The 26,560-nt window shown below is 67.8% G+C and carries 23 protein-coding genes and 1 tRNA gene; 19 read left to right on the top strand and 5 right to left on the bottom strand.

Features of this window, described 5'->3' with window-relative positions; translation table 11 throughout:
- The first annotated feature begins 136 nt into the window (after positions 1 to 136).
- The 4 genes from ACSQ9E_RS02245 (at position 137) to ACSQ9E_RS02260 (ending at position 4,419) form a co-directional block, all read left to right on the top strand.
- A complete protein-coding gene (locus ACSQ9E_RS02245) occupies positions 137 to 2,656 on the top strand; it encodes an ABC transporter permease (RefSeq protein WP_436216781.1) in 2,520 nt (839 codons plus the stop codon).
- 152 nt (positions 2,657 to 2,808) lie between these two features.
- A complete protein-coding gene (locus tag ACSQ9E_RS02250) occupies positions 2,809 to 3,240 on the top strand; it encodes a group II truncated hemoglobin (protein ID WP_057201912.1) in 432 nt (143 codons plus the stop codon).
- A 99-nt stretch (positions 3,241 to 3,339) separates the two neighbouring features.
- The gene (locus ACSQ9E_RS02255; RefSeq protein ID WP_436216782.1) at positions 3,340 to 3,924 is read left to right on the top strand and encodes a hypothetical protein; all 585 of its coding nucleotides are present in this window, start codon (positions 3,340 to 3,342) and stop codon (positions 3,922 to 3,924) included.
- Between the two features lie 24 nt (positions 3,925 to 3,948).
- Positions 3,949 to 4,419 carry a RidA family protein gene (locus ACSQ9E_RS02260; protein WP_057201914.1) on the top strand — a complete coding sequence of 157 codons (471 nt, stop codon included), beginning with the start codon at positions 3,949 to 3,951 and terminating at the stop codon, positions 4,417 to 4,419.
- Positions 4,420 to 4,485: 66 nt separating this feature from the next.
- Here the strand turns inward: ACSQ9E_RS02260 and ACSQ9E_RS02265 are convergent, their stop codons facing one another.
- Positions 4,486 to 5,130 (bottom strand): Smr/MutS family protein, encoded by a 645-nt coding sequence (locus ACSQ9E_RS02265; RefSeq protein WP_436220175.1) that lies wholly within the window; start codon positions 5,128 to 5,130, stop codon positions 4,486 to 4,488.
- Positions 5,131 to 5,441: 311 nt separating this feature from the next.
- Positions 5,442 to 6,155 carry a RadC family protein gene (radC, locus tag ACSQ9E_RS02270; protein WP_436216783.1) on the bottom strand — a complete coding sequence of 238 codons (714 nt, stop codon included), beginning with the start codon at positions 6,153 to 6,155 and terminating at the stop codon, positions 5,442 to 5,444.
- 87 nt (positions 6,156 to 6,242) lie between these two features.
- Here radC and ACSQ9E_RS02275 point away from each other — a divergent pair, with 87 nt between their 5' ends.
- A complete protein-coding gene (locus tag ACSQ9E_RS02275) occupies positions 6,243 to 6,707 on the top strand; it encodes an FKBP-type peptidyl-prolyl cis-trans isomerase (RefSeq protein ID WP_057268315.1) in 465 nt (154 codons plus the stop codon).
- Positions 6,707 to 7,702 carry a 4-hydroxy-3-methylbut-2-enyl diphosphate reductase gene (gene ispH, locus ACSQ9E_RS02280; RefSeq protein ID WP_436216784.1) on the top strand — a complete coding sequence of 332 codons (996 nt, stop codon included), beginning with the start codon at positions 6,707 to 6,709 and terminating at the stop codon, positions 7,700 to 7,702. The genes ACSQ9E_RS02275 and ispH overlap by 1 nt, the downstream gene beginning before the upstream one ends.
- Before the next feature lie 18 nt (positions 7,703 to 7,720).
- Here the strand turns inward: ispH and ACSQ9E_RS02285 are convergent, their stop codons facing one another.
- Positions 7,721 to 8,416 (bottom strand): CBS domain-containing protein, encoded by a 696-nt coding sequence (locus ACSQ9E_RS02285; RefSeq protein WP_436216785.1) that lies wholly within the window; start codon positions 8,414 to 8,416, stop codon positions 7,721 to 7,723.
- Positions 8,417 to 8,590: 174 nt separating this feature from the next.
- On the opposite strand from ACSQ9E_RS02285, the gene ACSQ9E_RS02290 reads away from it, so the two are divergent.
- From ACSQ9E_RS02290 to ACSQ9E_RS02320, 7 genes are all read left to right on the top strand, one after another.
- Entirely contained in the window at positions 8,591 to 9,532 is a 942-nt protein-coding gene (locus ACSQ9E_RS02290) for a threonine/serine dehydratase (protein WP_057268318.1), read from the top strand.
- Positions 9,533 to 9,566: 34 nt separating this feature from the next.
- Positions 9,567 to 10,889, top strand: a complete 1,323-nt coding sequence (gene serS, locus ACSQ9E_RS02295; RefSeq protein WP_057201920.1) for a serine--tRNA ligase — start codon at positions 9,567 to 9,569, stop codon at positions 10,887 to 10,889.
- 177 nt (positions 10,890 to 11,066) lie between these two features.
- Positions 11,067 to 11,579, top strand: a complete 513-nt coding sequence (locus ACSQ9E_RS02300) for a DUF1993 domain-containing protein (protein WP_436216786.1) — start codon at positions 11,067 to 11,069, stop codon at positions 11,577 to 11,579.
- A 70-nt stretch (positions 11,580 to 11,649) separates the two neighbouring features.
- Positions 11,650 to 11,739, top strand: a tRNA-Ser gene (locus ACSQ9E_RS02305).
- 196 nt (positions 11,740 to 11,935) lie between these two features.
- Complete coding sequence (locus ACSQ9E_RS02310; RefSeq protein WP_436179508.1) at positions 11,936 to 12,283, top strand: hypothetical protein; 348 nt, start codon at positions 11,936 to 11,938, stop codon at positions 12,281 to 12,283.
- A gap of 610 nt (positions 12,284 to 12,893) precedes the next feature.
- Positions 12,894 to 15,083 (top strand): hypothetical protein, encoded by a 2,190-nt coding sequence (locus tag ACSQ9E_RS02315; protein WP_436216787.1) that lies wholly within the window; start codon positions 12,894 to 12,896, stop codon positions 15,081 to 15,083.
- Positions 15,084 to 15,414: 331 nt separating this feature from the next.
- Positions 15,415 to 16,053 (top strand): hypothetical protein, encoded by a 639-nt coding sequence (locus ACSQ9E_RS02320; RefSeq protein WP_157422079.1) that lies wholly within the window; start codon positions 15,415 to 15,417, stop codon positions 16,051 to 16,053.
- 55 nt (positions 16,054 to 16,108) lie between these two features.
- On the opposite strand, the gene ACSQ9E_RS02325 is transcribed toward ACSQ9E_RS02320, so the two are convergent.
- A complete protein-coding gene (locus ACSQ9E_RS02325) occupies positions 16,109 to 17,527 on the bottom strand; it encodes a PLP-dependent aminotransferase family protein (protein ID WP_436216788.1) in 1,419 nt (472 codons plus the stop codon).
- Positions 17,528 to 17,683: 156 nt separating this feature from the next.
- Here ACSQ9E_RS02325 and ACSQ9E_RS02330 point away from each other — a divergent pair, with 156 nt between their 5' ends.
- The 6 genes from ACSQ9E_RS02330 (at position 17,684) to ACSQ9E_RS02355 (ending at position 24,186) form a co-directional block, all read left to right on the top strand.
- Positions 17,684 to 18,967: a hydroxymethylglutaryl-CoA reductase, degradative gene (locus ACSQ9E_RS02330; RefSeq protein WP_436216789.1), complete on the top strand. Its 1,284-nt coding sequence runs from the start codon at positions 17,684 to 17,686 to the stop codon at positions 18,965 to 18,967.
- A 77-nt stretch (positions 18,968 to 19,044) separates the two neighbouring features.
- Positions 19,045 to 20,253 (top strand): ABC transporter substrate-binding protein, encoded by a 1,209-nt coding sequence (locus ACSQ9E_RS02335; protein ID WP_436216790.1) that lies wholly within the window; start codon positions 19,045 to 19,047, stop codon positions 20,251 to 20,253.
- A gap of 41 nt (positions 20,254 to 20,294) precedes the next feature.
- Positions 20,295 to 21,212, top strand: a complete 918-nt coding sequence (locus tag ACSQ9E_RS02340) for a branched-chain amino acid ABC transporter permease (protein ID WP_436216791.1) — start codon at positions 20,295 to 20,297, stop codon at positions 21,210 to 21,212.
- 7 nt (positions 21,213 to 21,219) lie between these two features.
- Positions 21,220 to 23,031: a branched-chain amino acid ABC transporter ATP-binding protein/permease gene (locus tag ACSQ9E_RS02345; RefSeq protein WP_436216792.1), complete on the top strand. Its 1,812-nt coding sequence runs from the start codon at positions 21,220 to 21,222 to the stop codon at positions 23,029 to 23,031.
- Positions 23,032 to 23,038: 7 nt separating this feature from the next.
- Complete coding sequence (locus ACSQ9E_RS02350; protein WP_436216793.1) at positions 23,039 to 23,749, top strand: ABC transporter ATP-binding protein; 711 nt, start codon at positions 23,039 to 23,041, stop codon at positions 23,747 to 23,749.
- A gap of 125 nt (positions 23,750 to 23,874) precedes the next feature.
- Positions 23,875 to 24,186 (top strand): hypothetical protein, encoded by a 312-nt coding sequence (locus ACSQ9E_RS02355; protein WP_436216794.1) that lies wholly within the window; start codon positions 23,875 to 23,877, stop codon positions 24,184 to 24,186.
- Between the two features lie 16 nt (positions 24,187 to 24,202).
- Here ACSQ9E_RS02355 and ACSQ9E_RS02360 read toward each other — a convergent pair whose 3' ends face one another.
- Positions 24,203 to 26,554: a CHASE2 domain-containing protein gene (locus tag ACSQ9E_RS02360; protein WP_436216795.1), complete on the bottom strand. Its 2,352-nt coding sequence runs from the start codon at positions 26,552 to 26,554 to the stop codon at positions 24,203 to 24,205.
- Between the last annotated feature and the right edge of the window lie 6 nt (positions 26,555 to 26,560).

Consider the following 26,560-nt stretch of genomic DNA (forward strand, 5'->3'; position numbering starts at 1 on the left):
GCGCCTTGCATCCCATCCCGAAAAGGGACTTGCGCGGCTTCAAAAAGACGTTGAACAGGCTCTTAAAGGGCCTGCACGCCGGCTGGAAATGTTTCATTGCCGCGGATTGGCGGGCTTTTGCGCTAATGTCACGCCCATGAACCTTTCTTTTATCCGCCTGGGCTGGCGCACCCTGTTGCGCGACCTGCGCGCGGGCGAGCTGCGCCTCCTGGTCGTGGCCGTGACATTGGCCGTCGCTGCACTCACCTCCGTGGGCTTTTTTGCCGACCGCCTGCAGGGCGGCCTGCAGCGCGATGCCTTGCAACTGCTGGGCGGAGACGCCGTGGTGGCCAGCGACAACCCCACGCCCGCCACCTTCGTGGAGCGCGCCAAGGCCCTGGGCCTGCAGAGCGTGACCACCATGGGCTTTCCCACCATGGGGCGGGCCACCGATGCCAAGGGCGGTGCCAGCAAGCTGGTGGCCCTCAAAAGCGTGCAGCCGGGCTACCCGCTGCGCGGCACCCTCACCGTGGCCGTGGGCCCGGGGGCGGCCGAGCAGACCACGCGCGACATCCCGGCGCGCGGCGAGGTGTGGGTGGATGCGCCGCTGCTCGAATCGCTGGGCCTGGCCATGGGCGACCAGTTGCTGCTGGGTGATGCGCAGCTGCGCATCACCCGCATCATCGTCATCGAGCCGGATCGGGGCGCCGGCTTCATGAGTTTTGCACCACGCGTCATGCTCAACGAGGCCGACGTGCCCGCCACCGGCCTGGTGCAGCCCGCCAGCCGGTTGACCTACCGGTTTGCCGTCTCCGGCGCCCCGGCCGCCGTCAAGGCTTTCAGCCAGTGGGCTGCCGACGAGGCCAAGAAGCCCGAACAGCACGGCGTGCGCGTCGAGTCGCTCGAAAGCGGTCGCCCCGAGATGCGCCAGACGCTGGACCGGGCGCAGAAATTCCTGAGCCTGGTGGCCCTGCTGGCCGCGCTGCTCTCGGCGGTGGCCGTGGCGCTGGCCGCGCGCGGCTTTGCCGCCGACCACCTTGACGCCTCGGCCATGCTGCGCGTGCTGGGGCAGAGCCAGCGCACCATTGCCGGCGCCTACACCACCGAGTTTGCGCTGATCGGGCTGTTCGCCAGCGCGCTGGGCGTGGCCGTGGGCTACCTGGTGCACTACGTCTTCGTGCTGCTGCTGGCCGGGCTGGTGGAGTCGGCCCTGCCCGCTGCAAGCCTGTGGCCCGTGGCCTTCGGGCTGGGCATGGGGCTCACGCTGCTGTTCGCCTTTGGCCTGCCGCCCGTGCTGCAACTGGCCCAGGTGCCGCCGCTGCGTGTGATCCGGCGCGATGTGGGTGGGCTCAAGCCGGCCTCCATGGCCGTGCTGGGCGTGGGCGTGGCCGGCTTTGCTGCCCTGCTGCTGGCCGTGAGCAGCGACATCATGCTGGGCTTGATCGCCGTGGGCGGCTTTGCCGGTGCCGTGGCGCTGTTCGCGGGCCTGAGCTGGGTGGCCGTGAAGCTGCTGCGCCGCAGCGTGAACGAGGCCACCGCGCCGCGCTGGCTGGTGCTGGCCACGCGGCAGATATCTGCGCGCCCGGCCTATGCCGTGGTGCAGGTCAGCAGCCTGGCCGTGGGTCTGCTGGCGCTGGTGCTGCTGGTGCTGCTGCGCACCGACCTCATCAGCAGCTGGCGCCAGGCCACGCCGCCCGATGCGCCCAACCGCTTCGTGATCAACGTCATGCCAGAGCAGTCCGACGCCTTTCAGCAAAGCCTCAAGGACGGCGGCGTGAAGCGCTACGACTGGTACCCCATGATCCGCGGCCGCCTGCTGGCGGTGAACGGCAAGGCCGTGGGCCCGGCCGACTACACCGACGACCGCGCCAAGCGCCTGGTGGACCGCGAGTTCAACCTCTCCACCGCCGTGCAGCAGCCGCCCCACAACCAGATCGTGGCCGGCCAATGGACCGAGAACGAGCAGGGCACCATCAGCGTGGAAGAGGGCATTGCCGAAACCCTGGGCCTGAAGATGGGCGACAGGCTGCAGTTCGACATCGGCGGTGTGCAGAACGAGGCGCGCATCACCAGCCTGCGCAAGGTGGACTGGGGCTCCATGCGCGCCAATTTTTTCGTGATGTACCCCGTGGAACACCTCGAAGGCGTGGCCGTGACCTACCTGGCGGCCTACCGCGCACCCGACAAGGCCGGTTTCGACAACGCGCTGGTGCGCCAATTCCCCAACATCACCAATGTGGACATGGGCGCCACCATCACCCAGGTGCAGCGCGTGCTCGACCAGGTGATCCGCGCGGTGGAGTTCCTGTTCGCCTTCACCCTGGCCGCCGGCCTGGTGGTGCTGTTCGCGGCCGTCACCGCCACGCGCGAGGAGCGCGCGCGCGAGTTCGCCATCATGCGCGCCGTGGGGGCCCGCGCCAGCCTGCTGCGCCAGGTGCAGCGCGCCGAACTCATGGGCGTGGGCCTGCTCGCGGGTTTTCTGGCCAGCACGGTGGCCGTGGTCGTGGGCTGGGCGCTGGCGCGCTTCGTGTTCGACTTCACCTGGACGGCATCGCCCTGGGTGCCGCTGGCCGGTGCGCTGGCCGGTGCCGTGCTGGCGCTGGCTGCAGGCTGGTGGGGGCTGCGCGATGTGTTGCGCCGCCCCGTGGTGGAGACCTTGCGCCGCGCCTCGGAGTAGGGCGACCGGAGGCAGCACGCAGGCTACCCTTGGCAGCCCGGCGAGGTCTCCTTCCGGTGCATCGGCCAGGGCGGCTTCCAACTGAGAAATATGAACATCCCTGCTCTTGCAACCAAGCTCGCCAGACATGCCTGGCGCAGACTGTGACCCCCATGGACGACGACACCCCCGACAACACCACCCCCGCCACCACGCCCTTCGAATGGATCGGCGGCGAAGAACGCGTGCGCGCCCTGGTCGAGCGCTTCTACGACCTGATGGACCTGGAGCCCGGCTATGCCGAGCTGCGTGCCGCCCATGGCAGCGATCTCGCCAGCGCGCGGCAAAAGCTGTTCTGGTTCCTGTGCGGCTGGCTGGGCGGGCCGTCCTACTACACCGACCAGTTCGGTCACCCGCGCCTGCGTGCGCGCCACATGCCGTTTTCCATCGGCACGCAAGAGAGCCGCCAGTGGGTGGCCTGCATGGACCAGGCCATGGGCGAGACGGGCGTGCCCGAGGCGCTGCGCACGCGCTTGCGCGAGAGCTTCACGGGCACGGCGGACTGGATGGTCAACCAACCTCTGGTGACCAAGAAGCTGATGTGACCGGCACCGGCACGGCGACCGATTTTGTCGGTCGGCCTTGCGCCGGGGCATGTGCCCGCAGGCATACTGCGAGTCCATTCCACCGAAGGAGCCCGTGCCATGAAGCGTTCCCTTGTCCTTGCCGCCAGCTTGCTGGCCTGTGCCCTGACGCATGCCCAGCCGGCCCCCGCCGCTGGAGACACCTGGGGCAGTGCGCCGCCCGCGTCGGACGACCGCTTCACCAACCCCAAGAGCAAGCTCTACTCGGGCCCCAACGGCTGGCACAACTTCGGGGAGGTGCGGGCCGAGGTGGCCAATGCCGCCAAGACCCGCTATGCGTTCAAGACCGGGCTCAACTATCTGGCCACCTCCAAGTCCTTCGTGTTTGCCACCAACTCCCAGACGCAACTGGTCGAGGTGGACTTTGGCACCGACCAGCCCGCACCGGGCACCTACGAAGTGGCTGCCAAGCCCGATCCCGCCCAGAAAAAGGCGCTGGTCTCGCTCACCGATGCATCGGGCGGCAAGCTGCTGGGCTGGCAGAGCGGCGACAAGGCCGGCACCGTCACGGTGTCCAAGGTCAACGGCTACCTGTACTTCACCGCGCGCAACCTGCGCCTGGCGCCCGTGGGCATGAGCAACAAGGGCGATCTCAAGCAGCCCATGTCGCTGGGCTTCGAGGGCGCTGTCGCACCCGAAAAATGATCCTTGTTGGAAAGCACCCCGCCCATGTCATGCGATGAACGCTTCGCCCAGGAGGCCCAGGCGCTGGGCTACAGCTTCGACGGCGAGATCAAGATCGGCGGCAACTACGTGCCTTTGGTGCGCGATGGCCGCCATATTTACCTGAGCGGCCAGATCCCCCGCGTGGGCGACACCGTGGTGGTCACGGGTGCTGCCGGGGCCGATGCCTCGCTGCAGGACGCGCAGCGCGCGGCCAAGGTCTGCGCCATGCGGGCCCTGGCACTGCTGCAGCGTGCCCTGGGCACGCTCGATGCGGTCACTGCTGTGCTGCGCATCACCGTCTACGTGCAGTCGGCCCCGGGCTTCACGCAGCAGAGCGAGGTGGCCGACGGCGCCTCGGAAGTGCTCTACCGCGTGCTCGGCCCGGTGGGCGCGCACACCCGCACCTCGGTGGGGGTGCTGCAGCTGCCCAAGAACGCTACGGTCGAGGTAGACCTGATCGCCGCAGCGGATTGACACCGGGGCGCAGTGCGCGCGAGCCCACCGCGCCTTCACGGGCCACTGCCCGAGGCGCGCACGCGCCTATGGATTGCGTGGCCCCACGGGCTGCAACAGCACCAGCAATGCGCCTGCGCCACCATCGACGGGCCGGGCCTGCACGAAGGCCAGCACCTCGTTTTTCTGCACCAGCCAGCGCTGCACCCGGCCCTTGAGCACGGGGCTCTTGCCGGGCGAGCCCAGGCCCTTGCCGTGCACCACGCGCACGCAGCGCAGCCCGTTGCGATGCGACTGGCGGATGAACTGGCCCAGGGCCTCGCGCGCCTCGTCCACGCGCAGGCCATGCAGGTCGAGCTGGCCCTGGATGCTCCAGTAACCCGCGCGCAGCCGCTGCGTGACCTGCACGCCGATGCCGGTGCGCCGGTAGCTCAGCGCGTCGTCAGTGTCGAGCAGGGTGCTCACGTCGAAGTCGTCGCTGATGGATTCGAGCAGCACGCGCTCCTCGTCCAGCCAGTGCTGCAGCGGCAGCGGCTGGGGCAGGCGGCGCTGCAGGCGCGCCAGGTTGCGCACGCGCAGCGGGGTGATGGGGCCCACGCTGCGGCTGAAGAACTGGTTCTCGGCCTCCTGGCGCGCGGCGGCCTCGCGCCGGGCCTTCTCTTCGGCCTGCTCGCGTTCGTGCTGCTCGCGCAGCTGGCGGGCCACCGTGGCCAGCTCCTGCAGATCGGTGATGCGCTGGCTGGCGCGCCGGGGCGCGGGTGCGGTGCGCCGAGGGGGCCTGGCCGCAGGGGTTGGGGCGGTGGCTGGCGTCCGGGGCACGCGCGCCGGTCGGGCAGCCGCCAGGCGGGCCGCTGCCGATGCGCGCCGGGCGGCGCGCGTGGGTTCGGGCACTGGTGGCACTGGGACGGGCAGGGCCGCTGCCAGGCTGGGGGGCAGGGCCTCCTTGCCTGCGGTATCGGCGGCGCGGGCCAGGGCTGTCTGTAGCGCGGTGGGTGCCGCAGGCCGTGGACTGGTCGAGGGCGGGCGCGCCGGTGGTGCCGGGCTCACATCAGCCCCTTCTCCGCCATCGACAGCGCCTGGCCCGGTGCCACGATGACGTGGTCGAGCACGCGCACGTCGATCAGCGCCAGCGTGGTCTTGAGCGTCTGGGTCAGCGCCTCGTCGGCGCGGCTCGGTTGCACGCTGCCGCTGGGGTGGTTGTGGGCCAGCACCACGGCGGCGGCCTGGTGGTGCAGGGCGCGCAGCACCACCTCGCGCGGGTAGACGCTGGCCTGGGTCAGCGTGCCGCGAAACAGTTCTTCGAGCGCCAGCAGGCGGTTCTGGCTATCGAGGAACAGCACGGCGAACACCTCGTGCCCCTTGGCGGCCAGGTGCAGCTGCACATAGTGCTTGACGGTGTCGGGCGAGTCGAACACCTCGCGTTCGCGCAACTGCTGGGCCAGGGCGCGGCGTGCCAGCTCCAGCACGGCCACCAGCTCGGCGCGTTTGGCGGGGCCCAGGCCCTTGATGCGCGCCAGGTCGTCCGCACTGGTGTGCAGCAGGCCGGCAATGCCGCCAAAGCCCCCCGTGAGCTTGCCGGTGGCGGCATCGCGCACCGGTGGGTCGAGCAGCTCCTGCGCCATCTGCAGCACGCCTTTGCCCACAATGCCGGTGCGCAGCAGAATGGCCAGCAGCTCTGCATCGGCCAGCGCGGCGGGGCCGCGCGCGAGGAGTTTTTCGCGCGGCTGGGCGTCCGGGGGGAGGTCTTTGATGGCCATGGCGTGCAGGAAATAAGGAGTCTCGGACACCCAGCCATGGGGGCTTGCCCGTTTTTCTACAATAGAGGCCAGTTTATCGGGACTTTCATGACCTCTACCGCCACAGCCCTTCCCACCGTACAGCCGGGCTCCTTTCTCACGCTGCACTATCGCCTGGCAGGCCCGGCGGGGGATGTGATCAACACCTTTGCCGACAAGCCGGCCACGCTGTCGCTGGGCACGGGCGAGCTGTCGCCCGCCATGGAGCAGCACCTGCTGGGCCTGGTGGAGGGCACGCGCGCCACCTTCGAGCTGCCTGCGGGCGAGGCCTTTGGCGAGCGCAACCCCGACATGCAGCAGTGGGTGGCCAAGAAGCTGCTCAACGAACTGGGTAGTGCCGACGAAAAATACAGCCCCGGCGATGTGGTGCAGTTCCCCACTCCCGACGGCATGGGCAGCTATGCCGGTGCGGTGATGCAGGTGCGCGAGGACGGCGCCGTGCGTTTTGACTTCAACCACCCGCTGGCCGGCCAGCCCGTCACCTTCGAAGTGCTCGTGATCGGAATCCTCTGATGCAGACCCCCCAGGAAATCCTGCTGGCCGAGCCGCGTGGCTTTTGCGCCGGCGTGGACCGTGCCATCGAAATCGTCGAGCGCGCGCTGCAGAAATTCGGCCGCCCCATCTACGTGCGCCACGAGATCGTGCACAACACCTATGTGGTCAACGACCTCAAGGCCAAGGGCGCGATCTTCATCGAGGAGCTCTCGGACGTGCCCCCGGGCGCCACGCTGATCTTCAGCGCCCACGGTGTGAGCAAGGCCGTGCAGGAAGAGGCCGTGGCGCGCGGCTTTTCCATCTTCGACGCAACCTGCCCGCTGGTGAGCAAGGTGCACGTCGAAGTGGCCAAGCTGGCCAAGGAAGGCTACGAGTTCATCATGATCGGCCACAAGGGCCACCCCGAGGTGGAAGGCACCATGGGCCAGCTCGACCATGGCATCCACCTGGTGGAAGACGTGGAGGATGTGGCCCATGTGCAGCCCTTGCAGACCGCCAAGCTCGCCGTGGTCACCCAGACCACCCTGAGCGTGGACGACGCCGCCGAAATCTCTGCCGCCGTGCGCGCGCGCTTTCCGCAGGTGCGCGAGCCCAAGCACCAGGACATCTGCTACGCCACGCAAAACCGGCAGGACGCCGTCAAGGTGCTGAGCCCCCAGGTGGACGTGGTGATCGTGGTGGGCAGCCCCACCAGCTCCAACAGCAACCGCCTGCGCGAGCTGGCCGCCAAGCTGGGCACCACGGCCTTCATGGTCGACAGTGCCGAGGAACTGCAGGCCGAGTGGTTCACCGGCGTGGCGCGCGTGGGCCTCACCGCCGGCGCCTCGGCGCCCGAAATCCTGGTCAAGCAGGTCATCGACCGCATCAAGGCGCTGGGCGCCGTGTCGGTGCGCACCATGTCGGGCATTGAGGAGACCATCAAGTTCCCGCTGCCCAAGGGGCTCAAGATCGATGCTGCCACAGGCTTCGAGATCAAGGAGCGCCAGCCCGAGACAGGGCCGACCGGCCATTGACGCAACGCAAGTAGGCGCTCACAGCGCCACTGCCGGACCGCTCCACAGGTCCAGCGGCGGGTCGGCCGCCACGGCGCGCAGGATGTCGGTGCGCGAGATGAAGCCGGTGAGCCGGCCCGTGTCGTCCGTCACCGGCAGGCCGGGCAGGCCCGTGTCCAACAGCACGGCCGCCACGCGGCGCAGTTCGGTGTCGGCCGCCACGGCCGCCACGGGGCTCACCATCACCTCGGACACGGGCCGCCGGGCCAGGTCGATGGCCTGCTTTACCGCGCCGGGCTCGGGCAGCAGGTCCAGCGGCGCCATGTCGGCGCGCAGCAGCAGGCCCACCACGCGACCCTGGGCGTCCACCACCGGCGCTTGTGCCACATGGTGCTCGGCCAGCGTCTGCCAGGCGGCGTTCACGATGGCGTCGGGTTGCACGGTCAGGGCCTCCAGGGTCATCACGTCGCTCACCAGCGTCAGCGGCTTGCGCACCTGCTGGGGGCCTTGTTCGGTCTGGGCATAGGCGCTCACGGCATCCTGCAGGCGCAGGTTCACGGGCAGGGCGGCGGCGCCGGTGGGGGGCGTGGGCAGGTCGGGCTCCCGTGCCTGCACGTCCAGCGAACGGGTGCGCAAAGCCTGCGGGCGCTGCACGCGCCGCACCGGTGCGATGGTGGCCAGGTTTTCAGGCCCGCCACGGTACATCTGCCCCGAAGGGCCGAACACAAAGAACATGCGATCAACCTCCTGAGGGCACGCCCGCAACAAGCGGCGGCCCATGCCCATGTTATCGGCAGCCAAAAGGCCTGGGCACAGCCCAGGGTGTATCTGTGTGTGTGCTGCGGTGCGCAACGGGGCATCTACACTCCCAGGTTGTCTTGAACCGGGCCTTCGGGCCCCCGCATTTCCATGATCGACCGCGCCGCCATCTCCGCCGCCCGCACCCAGCTGGCCTCCCGCCCCGACTTCCTGCGCACCACGCCGCTGCTGCGGTTGAGCGGCCGATCCCTGGGCGTGGACTGCGCCGAGGTCTGGCTCAAGCTCGAGCACCTGCAGGTGGGTGGCAGCTTCAAGGCCCGCGGCATGCTGTACCGGCTGATGGCCAACCCCGTGCCCGAGAGCGGCGTGATCATCGCCTCCGGCGGCAATGCCGGCATTGCCGTGGCGGCGGCCGCCAAGGCCCTGGGCGTGCGCTGCGAAGTCTTTGTGCCCGAGGTCTCGCCCGAGGCCAAGCGCGCCCGGCTGCGCTCGCTGGGGGCTGAGGTGGTCGTCACCGGCGCCGCGTATTCCGAAGCCTTCGAGGCCTGCGTGGCGCGCCAGAAGACCACCGGCGCGCTGCAGGCCCATGCCTACGACCAGCCCGAGGTGGTGGCCGGTGCAGGCACGCTGGCGGCCGAGATCGAGGAGCAGGGCGGGCGCCTGCCCGACACCGTTCTCGTCAGCGTGGGCGGCGGCGGCCTGATCGGCGGCGTGGCCGCCTGGGTGGAAAGCCGCGCCCACGTGGTGGCGCTGGAGCCCGAGCGTGCCCCCACCCTGCACGCGGCCCGCGCAGCCGGCATGCCGGTGGACGTGGAGGTGGGCGGCATCGCCGCCGATTCGCTGGGTGCGCGCCGCATCGGCGCTATCGGCTGGGAGGTGAGCCAGCGCCATGTGCACGAATCCCTGCTGCTGCCCGACGAGGCCATCCGCTCGGCCCAGCAGTGGCTGTGGAAGGAGCTCAAGCTGGCCGTGGAGCCGGCGGCCGCGCTGGGCCTGGCAGCCCTGCAGACCGGCGCCTACAAGCCGCAGCCGCAGGAGACCGTCGCCATGATCCTGTGCGGCGCCAATTTCGACCCGACCGGCCTTGCCTGAGGCCCGTTGCGCGTCCACCTCTAAAATCGACCCCATGCTAGACATTCTTCTTCTCCGCAAAGACCTCGATACCGCCATCGCGCGCCTGGAAACCCGCAAGAAGCCCCAGGCCTTCCTGGACGTTGCCGCCTTCCAGGGCCTGGAATCCGAGCGCAAGACCCTGCAATCGCGCACCGAAGAGCTGCAGTCGCAGCGCAACCAGCTCTCCAAGCAGGTCGGCATGCTGATCAGCCGTGGCGACAAGGACGGCGCCGAGGCCGCCAAGGCCCAGGTCACCGCCTCCAAGGCGGAGCTGGAGCAATCGGCCGCGCGGCTGGAGCAGATCCAGGCCGAGCTGCAAACCATGCTGGCCGCCGTGCCCAACCTGCCGCACGAGAGCGTGCCCGTGGGCGCTGACGAATCGGGCAACGTCGAAGTGCGCAAGTGGGGCACGCCCGGCACCTATGCCTTCGAGGTCAAGGACCATGTCGACGTGGGCGCGCCCCTGGGCCTGGACTTCGACATGGGCGTCAAGCTCTCGGGCTCGCGCTTCACCGTGATGAAGGGGAACATTGCCCGCCTGCACCGCGCGCTCGCCCAGTTCATGCTCGACGTGCAGACCCAGGAGCATGGCTACACCGAGTGCTACGTGCCCTACGCCGTCAATGCCGACTCGCTCAAGGGCACGGGCCAGTTGCCCAAGTTCGAGGGCGACCTGTTCGCCGCCAAGAAGGGCGGCCAGGACGGCGAGCCCGTGCCGGACAACGCGGCGCTCTACCTCATCCCCACCAGCGAGGTGCCGCTGACCAACTTCGTGCGCGACGTGGTCGTGGCCGAGACCGAGCTGCCGATCAAGCTCACGGCGCACACGCCGTGCTTTCGCTCCGAGGCCGGCAGCTACGGGCGCGACACGCGCGGCATGATCCGCCAGCACCAGTTCGACAAGGTCGAAATGGTGCAGATCGTGCACCCCGACAAGAGCTACGACGCGCTCGAAGCCATGACCGGCCACGCCGAAGCCGTGCTGCAGAAGCTCGGACTGCCCTACCGCGTGATGAGCCTGTGCACCGGCGACATGGGCTTCGGCGCCGCCAAGACCTATGACCTCGAAGTCTGGCTGCCCGCGCAGAACACCTACCGCGAGATCAGCTCGGTGAGCAACTGCGAGGCCTTCCAGTCGCGCCGCCTGCAGGCCCGCTTCAAGAACGCCCAGGGCAAGAACGAGTTGCTGCACACCCTGAACGGCTCGGGCCTGGCCGTGGGCCGCACGCTGGTGGCCGTGCTGGAAAACTACCAGCAGGCCGACGGCAGCGTGACCATCCCCGAGGTGCTGCGCCCCTACATGGGCGGCTTGGCCGTGCTGGCGCCGCAGGCCTGAGCGGGATTCCTGCGCTCTTGGGACAACGGGCCTTCTGGCCCGTTTTTCATGCCCGCTGCGGGTCTTGAGGCGCCGCGAGCAGCATCCAGCGCGTTGTGGTGCAATGCGCTTCCGACAGCGTGCCAGGCTCTGAGAGCGCGCGTCGTTCCCCTCACCCCCTTTCAGGATAGACCCTCCATGACCTACCCCATGCACACCTCCAGCATCCCCGTGTTCCGCCAGATGCTGGGCGCCCTGAAGGACGTGCTCGCCAAGACCGAGGCCCACGCCACAGCGCGCAAGATCGAGCCCGACGCCCTGCTGCAGGCCCGCCTGTACCCCGACATGTTCCCCATGGCGCGCCAGGTGCTGATCGCCTGCGACTTCGCCAAGGGCGTGTGCGCCCGCCTGGCTGGCGTCGAGGTGCCCTCGTTCCCGGACGGCGAGCACCCCGGCTTTGCCGACCTGAACGAGCGCATCGACACGGTGCTGGCCTTCATCGAAGGCCTGCCCGCCGAGAACTTCGCCGAGGCCGCCACGCGCCAGATCACCCTGCAACCCGGCACCCCGCGCGAAAAGCAGTTCCTGGGCCAGGCCTACCTGCTGCACTACGGCCTGCCTCAGTTCTTCTTCCACGTGACCACGGCCTACGCCCTGGCGCGCCACAACGGGGTGGAGCTGGGCAAGCGCGACTACATGGGCAAGGCCTGAATCTCAATGCACGCCGCGCTCGTTGCAGAGCGCAAAAAAAGCCTGCTATAATCGCAGGCTTCGACACATAGGAGAGGTGGCAGAGTGGTCGAATGTACCTGACTCGAAATCAGGCGTAGTGGCAACACTACCGTGGGTTCGAATCCCACCCTCTCCGCCACTGACAGAGCCCCGATGCTATCTAAACCATAGCTCGGGGCTTTTTCTTTTGCCGGGCTGCTGGCTACGGGGCTGGCCTGCGAGTTGGCTTTTGGCCTGTTGGCGGTGGCCATGCCTTCACTGTCAAGAGCCAGCCCACGGGCCAGCGTTGCACGGTGGCGAGGGGCACAGGAGCACTGTCAGCGGACTCCCCTTCAGTGCTGCTCGAGTGCGCGCAACTGCCCAACGAGCGCAACACCCTGGGCGGCATCATCAGCGGCGTGCCCACTGGAACCTCAGTGGTATTGGCCAATGGCCGGGAAGATCTGCCGCCCACCGCCGACGGCGGCTTCACCTTCACCACTCCGTTGGCCGCAGGTTCTGCCTATGCCGTCACGGTCAAGACCCAATCTCAGGGCACTGGCTGCGTGGTGCGCAATGGCACGGGTGTCATCGGCGCCGCCTCTGTGGACACGGTTGCGGTGCGGTGCGCGGTCCTGGGATCCTTGCAACTGGCTTCTGGGAGCAGGACCAGTGCGTCCCCGGCCCGGACGGCACTGGCCTGAAGAACGGTTGGAGCCTATCGCAGGCCATGCCGGTGGTACTGGTGCGCAAGGGCAATCACCTGTGCTTGCTGGATCACACAGCCACCCCCTCGATCTACCCCAATGTGGCCAGTACGGCGAGTGCGGTCACGGCGGCGATCGCGTCAGGCGCGTGCTACACGCCCCGTTGACCGCGGGGCACGCAGGGTGCGGCCATGTGCAAAAGGCCGTATGAAGATAGTGCCCTCCGTGGCTTCCGTGCGGGCCTGGCTCGCCCATCGCCCGGCATCACCCAAATGGGTGTGCGCACCTCTTTGTGACACCCGGCACAGACGGATCACCACTGTTCGACAAAGATCGGTGCAGCCCTGCCTTGTGTGCGGGACTCACCGCACCGCCGCACTGCTGCACTGCTGCACGCGCTGCACAGGTGGACTGTCTTTTTTGTCTTTTGAACCGAGAGGGTTTCGACCATGTCAGTGACGACCACCACACCGCCCCGATTACCCAGCCCTTCTCGCGGTCTCGCCAGTAGCAACAGCACCGCCGCAGCGGCCGCGTGACTGCAGCCCGCGTAGCGCTGGCGGCACTGCCGCTGCGTGAAAGACAGATATCCCATACAAGGCGACTCATGACACAACAAGCACCCAAAAAGCGACTGCAACGCATCGGCCTTTTAGCCGTATTGATTCCCATGCTCTCCGCATGCGGAGGCGGTTCCGACAGTTCGGTCGAATCGCCTGCCCCACCGCCCGCTTCTTCGGCCACCTTGTCCCTTCTTGCTGGTTATACGCTCAGTGAAGGCAATCAGGACGGCCCCACCAGCACGACCGCGAGCTTCAGCACGAACGTGGGGGGAATGGCCTTGACCAGATCGGGGGAGGTGGTCATCGCAGATACCAACAATAACCTGATACGTAAGCTCAGCGCCAATGGCGAGCAAGTCACTACCTTGGCCGGAGGCTGGGTGCCTTCGGGCGCCACTCCCGGCACCCCATCCAGTTATTCGGACGGCAATGGCCAGAACGCGCGGCTCTACCGCCCCGCTGCGGTTGCCGTGGACGCAGCAGGAAACACCTATGTGGCCGATACCGCGAACCACCTGGTGCGCAAGATCAGCGCAGCAGGACTCGTGACCACCCTGGCTGGCCGGGCAGGGGTATGTGGCAATCAGGATGGTGTGGGCAACGGCGCCAGCCTGTGCAACCCCAGCAGCATCGCCGTCGACAAGACAGGTACAGTCTATGTGTCAGAAGCTTATCTCCCTGGTCAAACTCAAACAGGGCGAATCCGCAAGATCACTGCGGATGGTGCAGTGAGCACAATCGCCAGCCAAACCAGAGGACGCAACCCACTCCTCGCCACTGATTCTGCGGGGACTCTCTACGCAGCAGACTCCGGACTGATCCTCAAGTACTCGGCAAACGGCCTGGCCACTGCGGTGTCGGGCACCGAAGGGCAGCTCGGCAACACCATCGTGGCCATCACATTCGACCCAGCTGATCGCCTGATCGTGCTGGACAAGGAGGTGACCACCCAACTTATGCTCGGCCCCCCGTCCATACGGTATGTACGGCTTGGCATTCGCCATGTCGGCAGCGATGGACGTGTCACGACCCTTGTCAGCGCCCCATCCGACTGCCACAATTACAGCGGACGCAGCAACGATGACCTGTGTCAGGCCATTACCATGGTGGCCAAAGCCGATGGCCAATTCCTGGTGGCCGAAGGCATCGGCGGCAGCAGTACCTCCTATAAATACGTGCAGTTGCGCAACTACACACAGCGGGGCACGTACACGGTGGTCGCAGGCCCGGTTTCTCCCACAGGTGCCAAAGATGGGCCAGGCGATGCCGCGCGCTTTGACCAGCCTTCGGCGCTGGCCTTCGATGCATCGGGGATGCTGTATGTGCGCGACAAGGGCAACAACACCATCCGCACTGTGCAAGCAGACGGTCTGGTAGGCACCCTGGGCCAGCCCGGGGGGCGGTGCACTTCGATCACAGGCCTGGGCAAGGAATTGCTTTCAAGTGGAATTGCCACAGTCTCCGGATCGGCCTTGGCCGCTGACGGAGCAGGCAACCTTTACACCTATATTGATTCCCGCATTCTGAAGTTGCGCAATTGCGAGGCCGTGCTTCTGGCGGATGTGAATCCATTGCTGATTGTGGATCCATCGACGGGCACGGGCAGACCCGCCGTCAACCCCATCACCGGCATTGCTGCGGACAGCGCAGGCAACGTCTATGCGTCCTCCTACCAAGGAGTCATCTTCAAAATAGATACCCAAGGGACAGCCACATTGTTCGCAGGCAGCGAAGCCCAGTGGGGGCACAGGGATGGTCAAGGCCAAGCCGCAAGATTTTCGTGGCTTGGCAACATGACCACCGATGCAGCCGGTAACCTCTATGTGGTCGATAGCCTGAATAACTTCAAGAGCTTGGGTCCAACCATCCGCAAGATCACTCCGTCTGGGCTCGTCAGCACCTTGGCAGGCAACCCCGACGCCCCCCCCGGCCATGCCGATGGCCTTGGTTCAGCGGCACTGTTCTCGGTGGATTGGCCTGAGGAGCCAAAGACCGCCAGCCTCGCGGTGGACAACAAAGGCAACGTGTATGTCTCCGACCCTGCCAACAGTGTGATCCGCAAGATCACTCCTGGCGGCCAGGTCAGCACCCCTGTGGGACAGGTGGGACGCCGGGGATTTGCAGCGGTGGATCTGCCAGGCAGCATCGGCCGCCCCGCCGGTATTGCAATCCGTGATTCCAGGCTCTACATCTCCGTCCCCCATGGGGTGATCCAGGTCAGGCTTCCTGATTGATCCCAGGAAACCGAATCTCCTTGATGGCTTCCTTCATGGGAGCCAGCGAGTGTCCCCCGGAGTACGGTCCGTAGGTGATGCGTGGCTTCTCATGGCCCAAGTCGGTCGCCATACGTGTTGAAGCTCAGGTTGGATAGGATGCATCGCCCTTTTGTCGGATGGCGGGCTTGGGTGAAAAGATGCATCCTTGGGTTGCTGTGCGTGACGCATGTACGGGCGGTTCTGCGCTGGTTGGGTTCGGGCCGCCCGCCTGCATGCTGGCTTGTGCAAGAATTTGTAGTTGCCGATACGTTTCACTTCACCGTTTCTTTCCCCGCAAAGGATGTGCTTCATGATCTCCCTCCGGAATTCCGCTCTCGCACTGGCCGTCGCCATGGCTGGCCTGGCTGCAGCACCCGCGCATGCGGCCGACCCTGCCGTGTTCGACGCGGCTACGGGCCGCCTGCGCTTTCCCATCCTGCAGATCGACGGCAACCTGAAGTTCCGCGACGTGGTGATCCAGCTGGTCTCGCCCGGCCAGCTGCGCCTCAACGATGCCAGCGTGGGGGCGGACATCAGCTTCACCTCGGCGGGCAATGTGCTGCGCATTCCGCAGCTGAGCTTCGGTGGCGTGGTCTACCCCGCCGTCAGCCTCACCAGCCCTGCCTTCTCGCTGGTGAGCTTCGGTGATGTGGTGATCGATGCAGGTTCGCCCAGCAACTACACGCTGGATGTCCGGGTGACGGCCCAGGGTACGCCCGTGCCCCTGATCACGATCAACAACGTGCCCAAGCCCGCGAACCAGACCGCGTTCTGCAACGACCCGGCGCTGCAGCAGACGGTGCTGCAGAACGCAGGCGCGGCGCAGGCCACCTGGACCATGTCGGGCTGCACCTTCAACGGCAACTCGGGCAGCATGACCGGCACGCTGACCATCACCACCCCCGTGGCGGCCGCCATCCCCATCGTCGCGAACTTCACCTACCGCTGATCGGCCGGCGCATCACCGAGGCGTGGGCCATTGCGGGGCAGGGCCACCTGCCCGGTTACGGGCCCCGTTCAGCCACTTCCGCCGCCTGCACCAGCGCCTTGTGCAAGGCCTTGGCAAAGCGCGGGTCGGTTACCGCGCCCACGTTGAAGCGCGACCAGCGCGAAGTCGCCGCGAAGTCCACCGAGAAGATGCGCCCCGGCGCCATGACGATCTTGCGCGGCAGCATCTGCTGCGCAAAAGCCAGCGAGTCCTGCACGCCCGGCAGGGCCACCCATTGGTACAGCGACTGCGGGTTGCGCGTGAACACCTCGGCGCCCACGGCGTCGAAGATCTGCAGCGCGCTCTGGGTGGCTGCGGCCAGACGCTCGCGCAGGCGCTGGATGTGGCGCTGGTAGTGGCCCTCGCTCAGGATCACGTCCACCGTGCGCTCGCTGTACTCCGAGCTGCTTACGTGGATCAGTGCCTTGAGGTCGGCAATGTCGCTGGCCAGGTCGGCACCGCAGGCGATGAACCCCACGCGCAGCGCCGCGGAAAATGACTTGGAGAAGCTGCCGATGTAGATCGTGCGTTCGAGCTGGTCCAGCGAGGACAGGCGTGGCGCGCTGGTGGGCTTGAAGTCGGCCAGTGGGTCGTTCTCCACGATCATCAGGTCGTACTTCTGCGCCAGCTGCAGCACCCGGAAGGCCTTGGCTGCGGTCAGATCCGACCCTGTGGGGTTGTGCGCCACCGACTGGGTGAAGAACAGGCGGGGCTTGTGCACGATGAGCAACTGCTCCAGCGCCTCCAGGTCCGGCCCGTCGGCCAGGCGCGGCACGCCCACGATGTGCGCCCCCGCCAGCTTGAGCTTGCCGAACAGCGGGTAGTAGCCCGGGTCGTCCACCAGCACCGGCGCGCCGGGCGGAACGAAGTAGCGGATGACGATGTCCATGGCCTCGTTGGCCCCGTGGGTCAGCACGATCTGCCGCGGCTCGGTACCGATGCCCAGGTCGGCGAGCTTGCGCACCAGGTGCTGGCGCAGGGGCTCGTAGCCAAAGCGGTTGCCGTAGCGAAAGAGGGCCCCGAGGCCGGTGCGCACCACCTTGTGGTGGAACTTGTCCAGGCGCACGTCGGCCAGCCATTCCACGGGCGGGAAGCCATCGCCCACCGCCAGCGCCCCCGGCTCGGACTTGAGCTGCTCGCGCATCAGCCAGACGATGTCCATGGCGCGGCCGAGCGAGCCGGCCTCTTCCTCCTTGGCCTGGGCCCTGGGCTGCGCGCGCACAAAGTAGCCCGAGCCCCGGCGCGGCTCGATCAGGCCGCGCGCCACCAGCATCTCGAAGGCCGCGACGATGGTGTTCTTGGCATAGCCGTGCAGTTGCGCCAGTTCGCGCAGCGAGGGAAGCTTGTCGCCGGCCCGGTAGGCGCCATCCCGTATCTGCCGGTCAATGGAGTCGGCCAGGGCCTGGGTGACGGAGGCGGGCTTGGAGGCTTTCATGCGCGGGCGGTGCAGTGGTCTGGGGCGGCTCGCTGGACTATGACACGGCCCGCCTGTACCTGGACAGTTGCACGAAGTGTCCCTACAAACTGTACCCATTGCGACTGGTACAGATGGCCTAGAGTCCGCTCCATCACATCCCGAGGACATCCCACCATGGTCGCCGACTCCCGCCTTCCCAACTTCCGCGCACTGAGCCCTGCACAGCGTTTCGACCACGTGGTGCGGGCCGCCGGGCTCACGGCCGACGAGGCCGCGCTGCTTGGCCAGCCGGGCGCCCTGGGCGTGGAGCGGGCCAACGGCATGATTGAAAACGTGATCGGCACCTTCGAGTTGCCGTTGGCCGTGGCTGGCAACTTCCAGGTCAATGGCCGCGACGTGCTGGTGCCCATGGTGGTGGAGGAGCCTTCGGTGGTGGCCGCCGCCTCGTACATGGCCAAGCTGGCGCGCGAGTGCGGGGGCTTCCAGGCATCGAGCACCGGGCCGTTGATGCGCGCCCAGGTGCAGATCCTCGGGCTGGCGGACCCGCACGGCGCGCGCCAGGCCCTGTTGCTGCAGCGCGAGGCCATCCTGGCCGTGGCCAACAGCCGCGACAAGGTGCTGATCGGCCTGGGTGGCGGCTGCCGCGACATCGAGGTGCATGTGTTCGACGATGCGCCGCGCGGCGCCATGGTGGTCATGCACCTCATCGTGGACGTGCGCGACGCCATGGGCGCCAACACCGTCAACACCATGGCCGAGGCCGTCTCGCCGCTGGTGGAGAAGATCACCGGCGGCACGGTGCGCCTGCGCATCCTCTCGAACCTGGCCGACCTGCGCCTGGCGCGGGCGCGGGTTCGCCTCACGCCCGAGGTGATGGCCACGGCAGAGCACAGCGGCGAGCGCATCATCGAAGGCATCGTCGACGCCTGCACCTTCGCCGTGATCGACCCCTACCGTGCGGCCACGCACAACAAGGGCATCATGAACGGCATCGACCCCGTCATCGTTGCCACCGGCAACGACTGGCGCGCGGTGGAGGCTGGCGCCCATGCCTATGCCTGCCGCAGCGGGCGCTACACCTCGCTCACGCGCTGGGAGAAGGACGCCAGCGGCGCCCTGGTCGGCACCATCGAGATGCCCATGCCCGTGGGCCTGGTGGGCGGCGCAACCAGGACCCATCCGCTGGCGCGCCTGGCGCTGCGCATCCTCGGCGTGCAGTCGGCGCAGGAACTGGGCGAGGTGGCCGTGGCCGTGGGCCTGGCGCAGAACCTGGGCGCCCTGCGCGCGCTCTCCACAGAAGGCATCCAGCGCGGCCACATGGCGCTGCATGCCCGCAACATCGCGCTGGTGGCAGGGGCCACGGGCGAGGAGATCGACCGCATCGCCAGGCAGATGGCGCAGGAGCACGACGTGCGGGTGGACCGCGCGCTGGTGTTGCTGGCAGAGATCCGGGGCTAGGGCGTGAACACGTTCTGGCCCGGCCGGGCAGGCCCGCAAAGGGCCGCCATTTTTACGATAACGACAGGAGACATGACATGAAGCTGAACCCCCGCATCCCTTCCCTTGTGCGGCCGCTGATCGCGGCTGCTGCGCTGGCCCTCGGCCTGTCTGCGGCCCAGGCGCAGGACATCCGCTTCGGCTTCAATGCCGACCAGTCGGGCACCGGCGCGGCCGAGCTGGGCGTGGCCGCGCGCCACGGGTTCGATCTGGCCATCGAGGACATCAACAAGGCTGGCGGCCTGTTGGGCCGCAAGGTCGTGGGCATCGTGCGCGACGATACCGGCCAGCCGCCCAAGTCCATCCAGAACATGACCGAGCTGATCGACAGCGAGAAGGTGGCCGCCGTGGTCGGGCCCACCAACTCGGGCAATGCGCTGGCCTGGCTGCACATACCGCAGCAGAAGAAGGTGCCCGTGATCGTGCCCGTCGCCACGGCCACCGACATCACCCGGCGCTACGCCAATGAAGCGCAGAACTACATCTACCGCGTCTCCATGGTGGACCGCGAGCAGGTCGCGCTCCTGATCGCCTACGCCGTCAAGGCCACAAAGAACCAGAAGATCGCCTTCATCGCCGATTCCACGGGCTTTGGCCAGCAGGGCGTGAAGGACCTGACCGAGGTGCTGGCACTGCACGGCAACAAGGCCGTGGCGGTGGAGAAGTTCGGCCCCAAGGACACGGACATGACCTCGCAGCTGGCCAAGATCCGAGACGCCGGGGCCGACACGCTCATCGTCTACGGCCTGGCCGATGCCAATGCCCAACTGCTGCGCAGCATGGAGAAGATCAACTACATGCCCACCACGCTCGGCACCTGGGGCAACATGAGCACGCCGCTGCTCAACACGGCCGGCAAGAAGCTGGCCGAGCACATCATCTTCGCCACCTCCACGGCCGAAGACAGCAACCCGCGCTCCGTGGCGCTGGCCGCGCGCGTGCGCGAGCGCTATCCGCAACTGCCCACCTTCGTGGCGGCCGCGCAGTCCTACGATTCGGTGATGCTGCTGGCTGCCGCCGTGAAGAAGGCCGGCAGCACCGATGGCGAGAAGCTTGCCGCCACGCTGGAGAACGGCGTGCCCGACACCCAGGGCGTCGTGAAGCTCTACCAGAAGCCCTTTGCCAAGGGCGACCACGAGGCGCTCTCGGTGGCCGACTTCCACCTGGCCCGGTGGCGCGATGGCAAGGTGTCGGCCTATGAAGACGCCATCACCAAGGCGCTGACGCCGGCAGACTACAAGAAGTAAATCTGCCCCAGCACCGCGAGCCCGGAGACAGCACCATCACCATGACCAACGTACTGCAAGCCTTGCTGAGCGGCCTGGCCCTCGGCGGAATCTATGCGCTCGTCGCCCTGGGTTTCAGCATCACCCACACGACGACCAAGACGCTCAACTTCGGCCAGGGCGAGTTCCTGGTCGCGGGCTCCTTCATCGCGGTGGCCACCTTGCTGCTGCTCTCGGGCAAGGGGCACACCGGGGTGCTGGCTGCAGCGGACGTGACCTTCGCCCGCTACGGACTGGCGCTGCTGGTCTCGCTCGTGGTGCTGGGCCTGCTCGGCGTGGTGCTGTACTTCGCGGCGGTGCGGCCCTTCGTGGGCGTCACCGGCATGGCCTGGGTCATGAGCACCATCGGCTTCGGCATCATCGTGCAGAACACGGCGCTGGCCATCTGGGGGCCGGGCTCCATGGCCATGCCCTCGCCGCTGGGCGACGAAGTCATCCGCATCGCCGGGGCCGGCATCCGCGCGCAGGAGATCCTGGTGCTGGGCGTCACGGCAGTGGTCATGCTGGTGCTGGACTACGTGCTGCGGCGCACCAAGGTCGGCAAGGCCGTGCGCGCAGTGGCGGTGAACAAGCAGGCCGCGGCCCTCATGGGCATCAACGTGGGCGCCATCGTGGTGCTGGCCTTCGTGATCTCGTCGAGCCTGGCGGGGCTGGCCGGCCTGCTGATCGCGCCCATCACCACGGCCTCGGTCTTCATGGGCCTGGCGATCGCGCTCAAGGCCTTCTCGTCGGCCATCGTGGGTGGGCTGACCAACCCGCGCGGCTGCATTGCCGGGGGCTTCATGCTCGGCTGCGTCGAGGCGCTGGTGGGCCTGTGGCGCGCGGAGATGCGCGAGATCACGGTCTTTGCGCTCATCATCCTGGTGCTGGTGGTCAAGCCCGAAGGGCTGTTCGGCCAGAAGCCGTTCGAGAAGGTGTGACGCCACCATGCGCATCTCTACACATACCATGGCGTTCATTGCGGTCGCCGCCGTTGCCGTGCTGGCGCCGCTGGCGATCAGCAACGACTTCTATCTCAAGATCATCTTCACGGCCGGCATGTACTACCTGGCCGCTGCCGGCCTGAATGTGCTGGTCGGCTGGAGCGGGCAGAAGTCGCTGGGCCACGCCGGCCTGTTCGCTGCCGGGGCCTACACCGCCGCCTTGCTCACGACGCAGGCGGGCTGGAACCCCTGGCTGGCGCTGGTGGCCGCGGCCGTGGTGGCGGGGCTCTTCGGTGTGCTGATCGCGCTGCCCTCGCTGCGCGTCAAGGGGCCGTCGCTGGCCATGGTGACCATCGGTTTCGGCATCGTGGTCGAGAAGATCGTGACCGAGTGGCAGGTGCCCTTCGGCGGCCAGCAGGGCATCTACGGCATCGTGCCGCCGTCCCTCGGCGGGCGCATGCTGGACATGCGCGGCTGGGCCTGGCTGGTGCTGGCCTTTGCGCTGGCCACCCACCTCATGCTGCGCACCCTGCTCGGGGGCAAGTACGGCCGGGCCTTCCAGGCCGTGCAGGCCGCAGAGGTGGCGGCCGAGAGCGTGGGCATCCACGTCTACCGCATGAAGGTGCTGGCCTTCGTCATCAGCGCAGTCACCTGCGGTGTGGCCGGGGCGCTGGTGGCGCAGCAGAACCAATACATCAACTCCGATTTCATCAGCTTCAATCTGTCGATCTTTTTGCTGCTGATCGTGCTGTTCGGCGGCCCATCCATCATGGGGCCGGCGGTGGGCGCCGTGGCGCTCACGCTGCTCGACGCCTTCCTGGCGCGCTGGCCGGGGCTGCAGCACTTCACCTACGGGGCGCTGCTGCTGTTCGCGCTGTACGCCATGCCGCAGGGCCTGGCCGGTGCGCTGCAGCGGCTGGGGCGGCGACTGTGGCCGCGGCTGCACCAGGCGCCGCCATTGCCAATGGGTCAGGGCGAGTGGTTGCCGCGCCAGGCGCAGGTCGCCCATGCCGATGGCGTGGTGCTGAGGGCCAGTGGACTCTACAAGGCCTATGGCGGCGTGGTGCCGACCAACGACGTCAGCCTGTCGCTGCGCTCGGGGCATGTGCATGCGTTGATCGGCCCCAACGGCGCGGGCAAGACCACGCTGCTCAACATCCTGTCGGGCATCGTGGTGCCAGACAAGGGGGGCATCGAATTCGCCGGGCAGAGCATCGCCCGCGTGCGCGCCAGCCAGATCTGCCGGCTGGGCATAGGGCGCACCTTCCAGAACCTCAAGCTGTTCACGCACATGAGCGTGCTCGACAACGTGCTCGTTGGCCTGCACCCGCACCTGCGCGTGGGGTTCGGGGCCAGCCTGTTCGGCCTGCCCTCGGCGCGGCGCGAGGAGCGCCAGGCACGCGAGGAGGCCGTGCGCCTCTTGCAGTTCGTGGGCATGCTGGACCGTGCCCACGACGAGGCCGGCAGCCTGCCCTATGGCCTGCAGCGGCGCCTGGAGCTGGCCCGCGCGCTGGCCACGCAGCCGCGCCTGCTGCTGCTCGACGAGCCGGCCGCAGGCCTGAACCCGCAGGAAACGCAGGAGCTGACGGAGCTGATCCGGCGCATTGGCGCCAAGGGCATCACCGTGCTGCTGATCGAGCACCACATGGACCTGGTGATGGCCGTGTCCGACCATGTGGTGGTGCTCGACTACGGCGCCAAGATCGCCGAAGGCGCGCCCGCCGCCATGCAGGTCGACCCTCGCGTGATTGCCGCCTACCTGGGTGTGGATGACGAGGACGAGAACCCCGCCACACCAGCCCATGCCCTTGCCTGAGGCGACCATGCTCCAAATCGAACAACTCGCAGTGAACTACGGCGCCATCCATGCCTTGAAGGGCGTGAGCCTGGAGGTGGCCGCCGGGGAGGTGGTCACCCTCATCGGCGGCAACGGTGCGGGCAAGAGCACGCTGATGAAGGCCATCTCGGGCCTGGAGCCCTGTGCTGGGGGCCGCATCGTGTTCGAGGGCCAGGACCTCGCGCGCACACCGGCCCACCGGCGCGTGGCCCTGGGCATTGCCCAGTCGCCCGAGGGGCGCCAAGTGTTCCCAGACCAGAGCGTGCGCGACAACCTGCTGCTGGGCGCCTACCTGCGGCCCGCATCCGATCCCGCGATCGCATCGGACATCGAGGAGCAGTTCACCACCTTCCCGCGTCTGCGCGAGCGCCAGCACCAGATGGCCGGCACCCTGAGCGGCGGCGAGCAGCAGATGCTGGCCATCAGCCGCGCGCTGATGGCGCGCCCGCGCCTGCTGCTGCTCGACGAGCCCTCGCTGGGCCTGGCGCCGCTGATCGTCAAGGAGATCTTCGGTGTGATCCGCGCGCTCAAGCAGCGCGGCATGACCATCCTGCTGGTGGAGCAGATGGCCAACCAGGCGCTCAAGGTGGCGGACCGCGCCTACGTGCTCAAGACCGGGGAGATCGCGTCTTCGGGACCGGCGCAGGCCTTGCTGGCGGATCCTGCCGTGCGCGAGGCCTATCTGGGCAAGCACTGATCGCGCTCCTTCGCGCCCGGTGGTCGCAGTCCTACAGGCCTATGCGCCTTCGAAGAGGTGGGAAAACCCGCAGTCGAAAATACGATGGAGCCAGCACACACAGACCTTGTGGTCGAAAGGTTCTTATGAAAAGTTGGTACAAATTGTCGCTGGGCAACGATGCCCAGGCCTTCGAGCCCACCCAGCGCATCCAGCAGATGTTCATGTCGCAGTTCCTGATTTCGCCGGCAGGCTCCAGGCGGGCGCTGTTCTCGTGCTACGACAAGCAGGCCGACAAGCTGTGGCTGCTCTTCTCGCCCGCCGCGCAGGACATTGCCTTGCGCGTGTACGCTGAGCCTTGCGATCCGCCCACGGCCCTCGATTGCATCGGTCTGCTGGCCGGTGAAGGCGATGCCCTGGCCGACCAGGTGCACCTGGAAGCCGAAGCCACGGCCTGATCGGCCTCGCTGCGATTCAATCGGGCGGTGCCTCGCCCTGCGGCAGCACCAGCCTGAACTCCGCGCCCTTTCCTTCGTCGCTCTCGACCTCGATGCTGCCGCCATGGCGCTGCACCACGGTGCGCACCAGGGCCAGCCCGAGGCCCACGCCGGCAATGCCGGGGTGGCTGCGGTCATGCAGCCGCTGGAACGGGGCGAACAGCTTGTCCTGCAGAGCCGGCGCAATGCCCGGGCCTTCGTCGCGCACGGCAATGGCCCATTGACCCGGTCGAGCCACCAGGGCGCAGCGCACGGTGCTGCCGCGTGGGCTGTACTTGATGGCGTTGTTGACCACATTGGCCAGCGCCCGGCACAGCAGCGAGCGGTCGCCCATGCACGGGGCGGTTTCCGGCGCATCGGCCACCAGCACCTGCACGTCGGCATCGCGCGCCAGCACCCAGGCCTCGTCCACGGTCTGGTGCAGCACGTCGGCCAAGTCCAGGGGTTCCCGCCGCATCGCCTGTGACTCGGCGCTGGCCAACTGAATGAAATTCTCGGCCATGCCCAGCGAGCTCTTCGCGTAGCGCGCGATGAGCTGCATGAGTTCCGCGTCCGACATGCGGCCCGGGTAGGCCTGGTGCATTTCGAGCAGGGTGAGGATGGACGCATTGGGCGCGCGGATGTCGTGCGAGATGAAGTGCATGGCCTCGTCGCGCTGCTGCAGTGCGCTGCGTATCTCGGTCAGGTCCACCAGGGTCACGAGCCAGCCCGATTGCGCCAGGTCGGTGAACTGGCGGCTTTGCACCAGCACGCTGCGGCCCTTGGCATCGCGCCCCTCCCGGCGGGCCGGGAGGTTGCCGTTGGCCAGCCGCTCCTGCGTCACCAGTGGCTGTTCGGTGGCGATGTCGATCAAGTCGCCCAGCACGTCAGTGATCTGGCGGCCCTGCAGGGGCCAGACCATGGGGTCGCCCTCGACCTCGGCCATGCCCAGCACATGGCGCCGCGCAGCCGTGTTGGCCAGCAGGATACGGCCTTCGGTGTCGCAGACCATGGTCGGCGACGGCAGCTGTTGCAGGCTCTCGCTCACGAAATGGTGCATGTCGCGCAGCTGGCGCGAGGCGTATTCCACCGCGTTGATGCGCCGCTCCAGGAAGTCGCCGCTGCTGGCCGCCGGGCCACGCAGCGGAATCACCAGGCCCTGGCGCTGCAGGGTCTCCATCTGCAGCCTGAGGAACTGGGCGGCTGCACTCAGGCGCCGCCAGCTCCACAGCGGATAGGCCAGCACCAGCCCGATGAGGGCGGCGGCGGGCGCGAACTGCAGGCCGCTCCACACCGGCAGCACCACGGCCATGGCCAGGGTCAGCGCGCCCAAGGCAATGCTGGTGAGCAGGGCCGCGAAGGGCCCGAGCAGCAGCAGCGCCACCAGCGCCAGCACCACCGGCAGCAGGTTGAAAGCCATGTTCAGCGCGGCCGGCGCGCTGTGGATCTGCACCCCCGCCAGGTCGGCGTCGAGCACCTGGGCGATCACTTCCACACCCGGCATCAGGCGCGATTCCTGGCCTACCGGGGTGGCGAACATGTCGCCCAGCCCGGCGGCAATCGAGCCCACGAGCACGTATTTGCCGCGAAAGGCATCGGCTGGCACTTCGCCGCGCAGCACGTCGATGTAGGAGTAGGTGGTGAAATGCCCCGGCCCGCCCGCATAGGGGATGAGGCGACGGCCTGCACGCTCCCAGCGGGCGCCATCCGCAGGCGGATCGCTCCAGCGCGCTGGCGGGCAGCCACCAAGCGACGGCGTGGCCACGCAGCGCATGGCGATGCTGAAGTGCTGCCAGGGTGCACTGGCCGGCCCTTCGCGCGCGTACAGGCTGCGCACCACGCCATCCTCGTCCGAGGCCACGTGCACATGCCCCAGCCGGGCGGCGGCCTGCTCCAGTGCAGGAATGGGGCGGTCCGCCCCGTCGCCCGGCTCGGACGGGCCCTGGCGCTGCATCACCGGCAGTACCACCCGGCCGCTTCGGGCCACGGCATCGGCCAGCAGCAGGTCGTCCTCGGGGTAGTCGAGGTCTTCCTCGTTGAACAGCACGTCCATGCCGATCACCCGCGGTGCCTGGCGCGACACGTTCTGGATCAGCTGTGCGTGCAGTGCGCGCCGCCAGGGCCAGCGGCCGATCACGCCGATGCTGCGGTCGTCCACCGCGATCACGGCGATATCGGCTTGCGCCGGGCGCGACACCAGGCGCAGCCCGGTGTCCTGCACCAGGTGGTTGGTGCGCGGCAGCATGCTGGGCGTGCTCAGCCAGGCGACCAGGGCCAGCAGCGTCAGCGCGATGGCGGCCCATTCGACCCGCCGCTGCTGGTTTCGCGTGCGGGAATGCGGCGTGGGCATCGACCG

Origin of the sequence: Acidovorax sp. LjRoot118, from assembly GCF_964253575.1 — a bacterium.
In the GTDB taxonomy this organism is placed as follows: domain Bacteria; phylum Pseudomonadota; class Gammaproteobacteria; order Burkholderiales; family Burkholderiaceae_C; genus Acidovorax.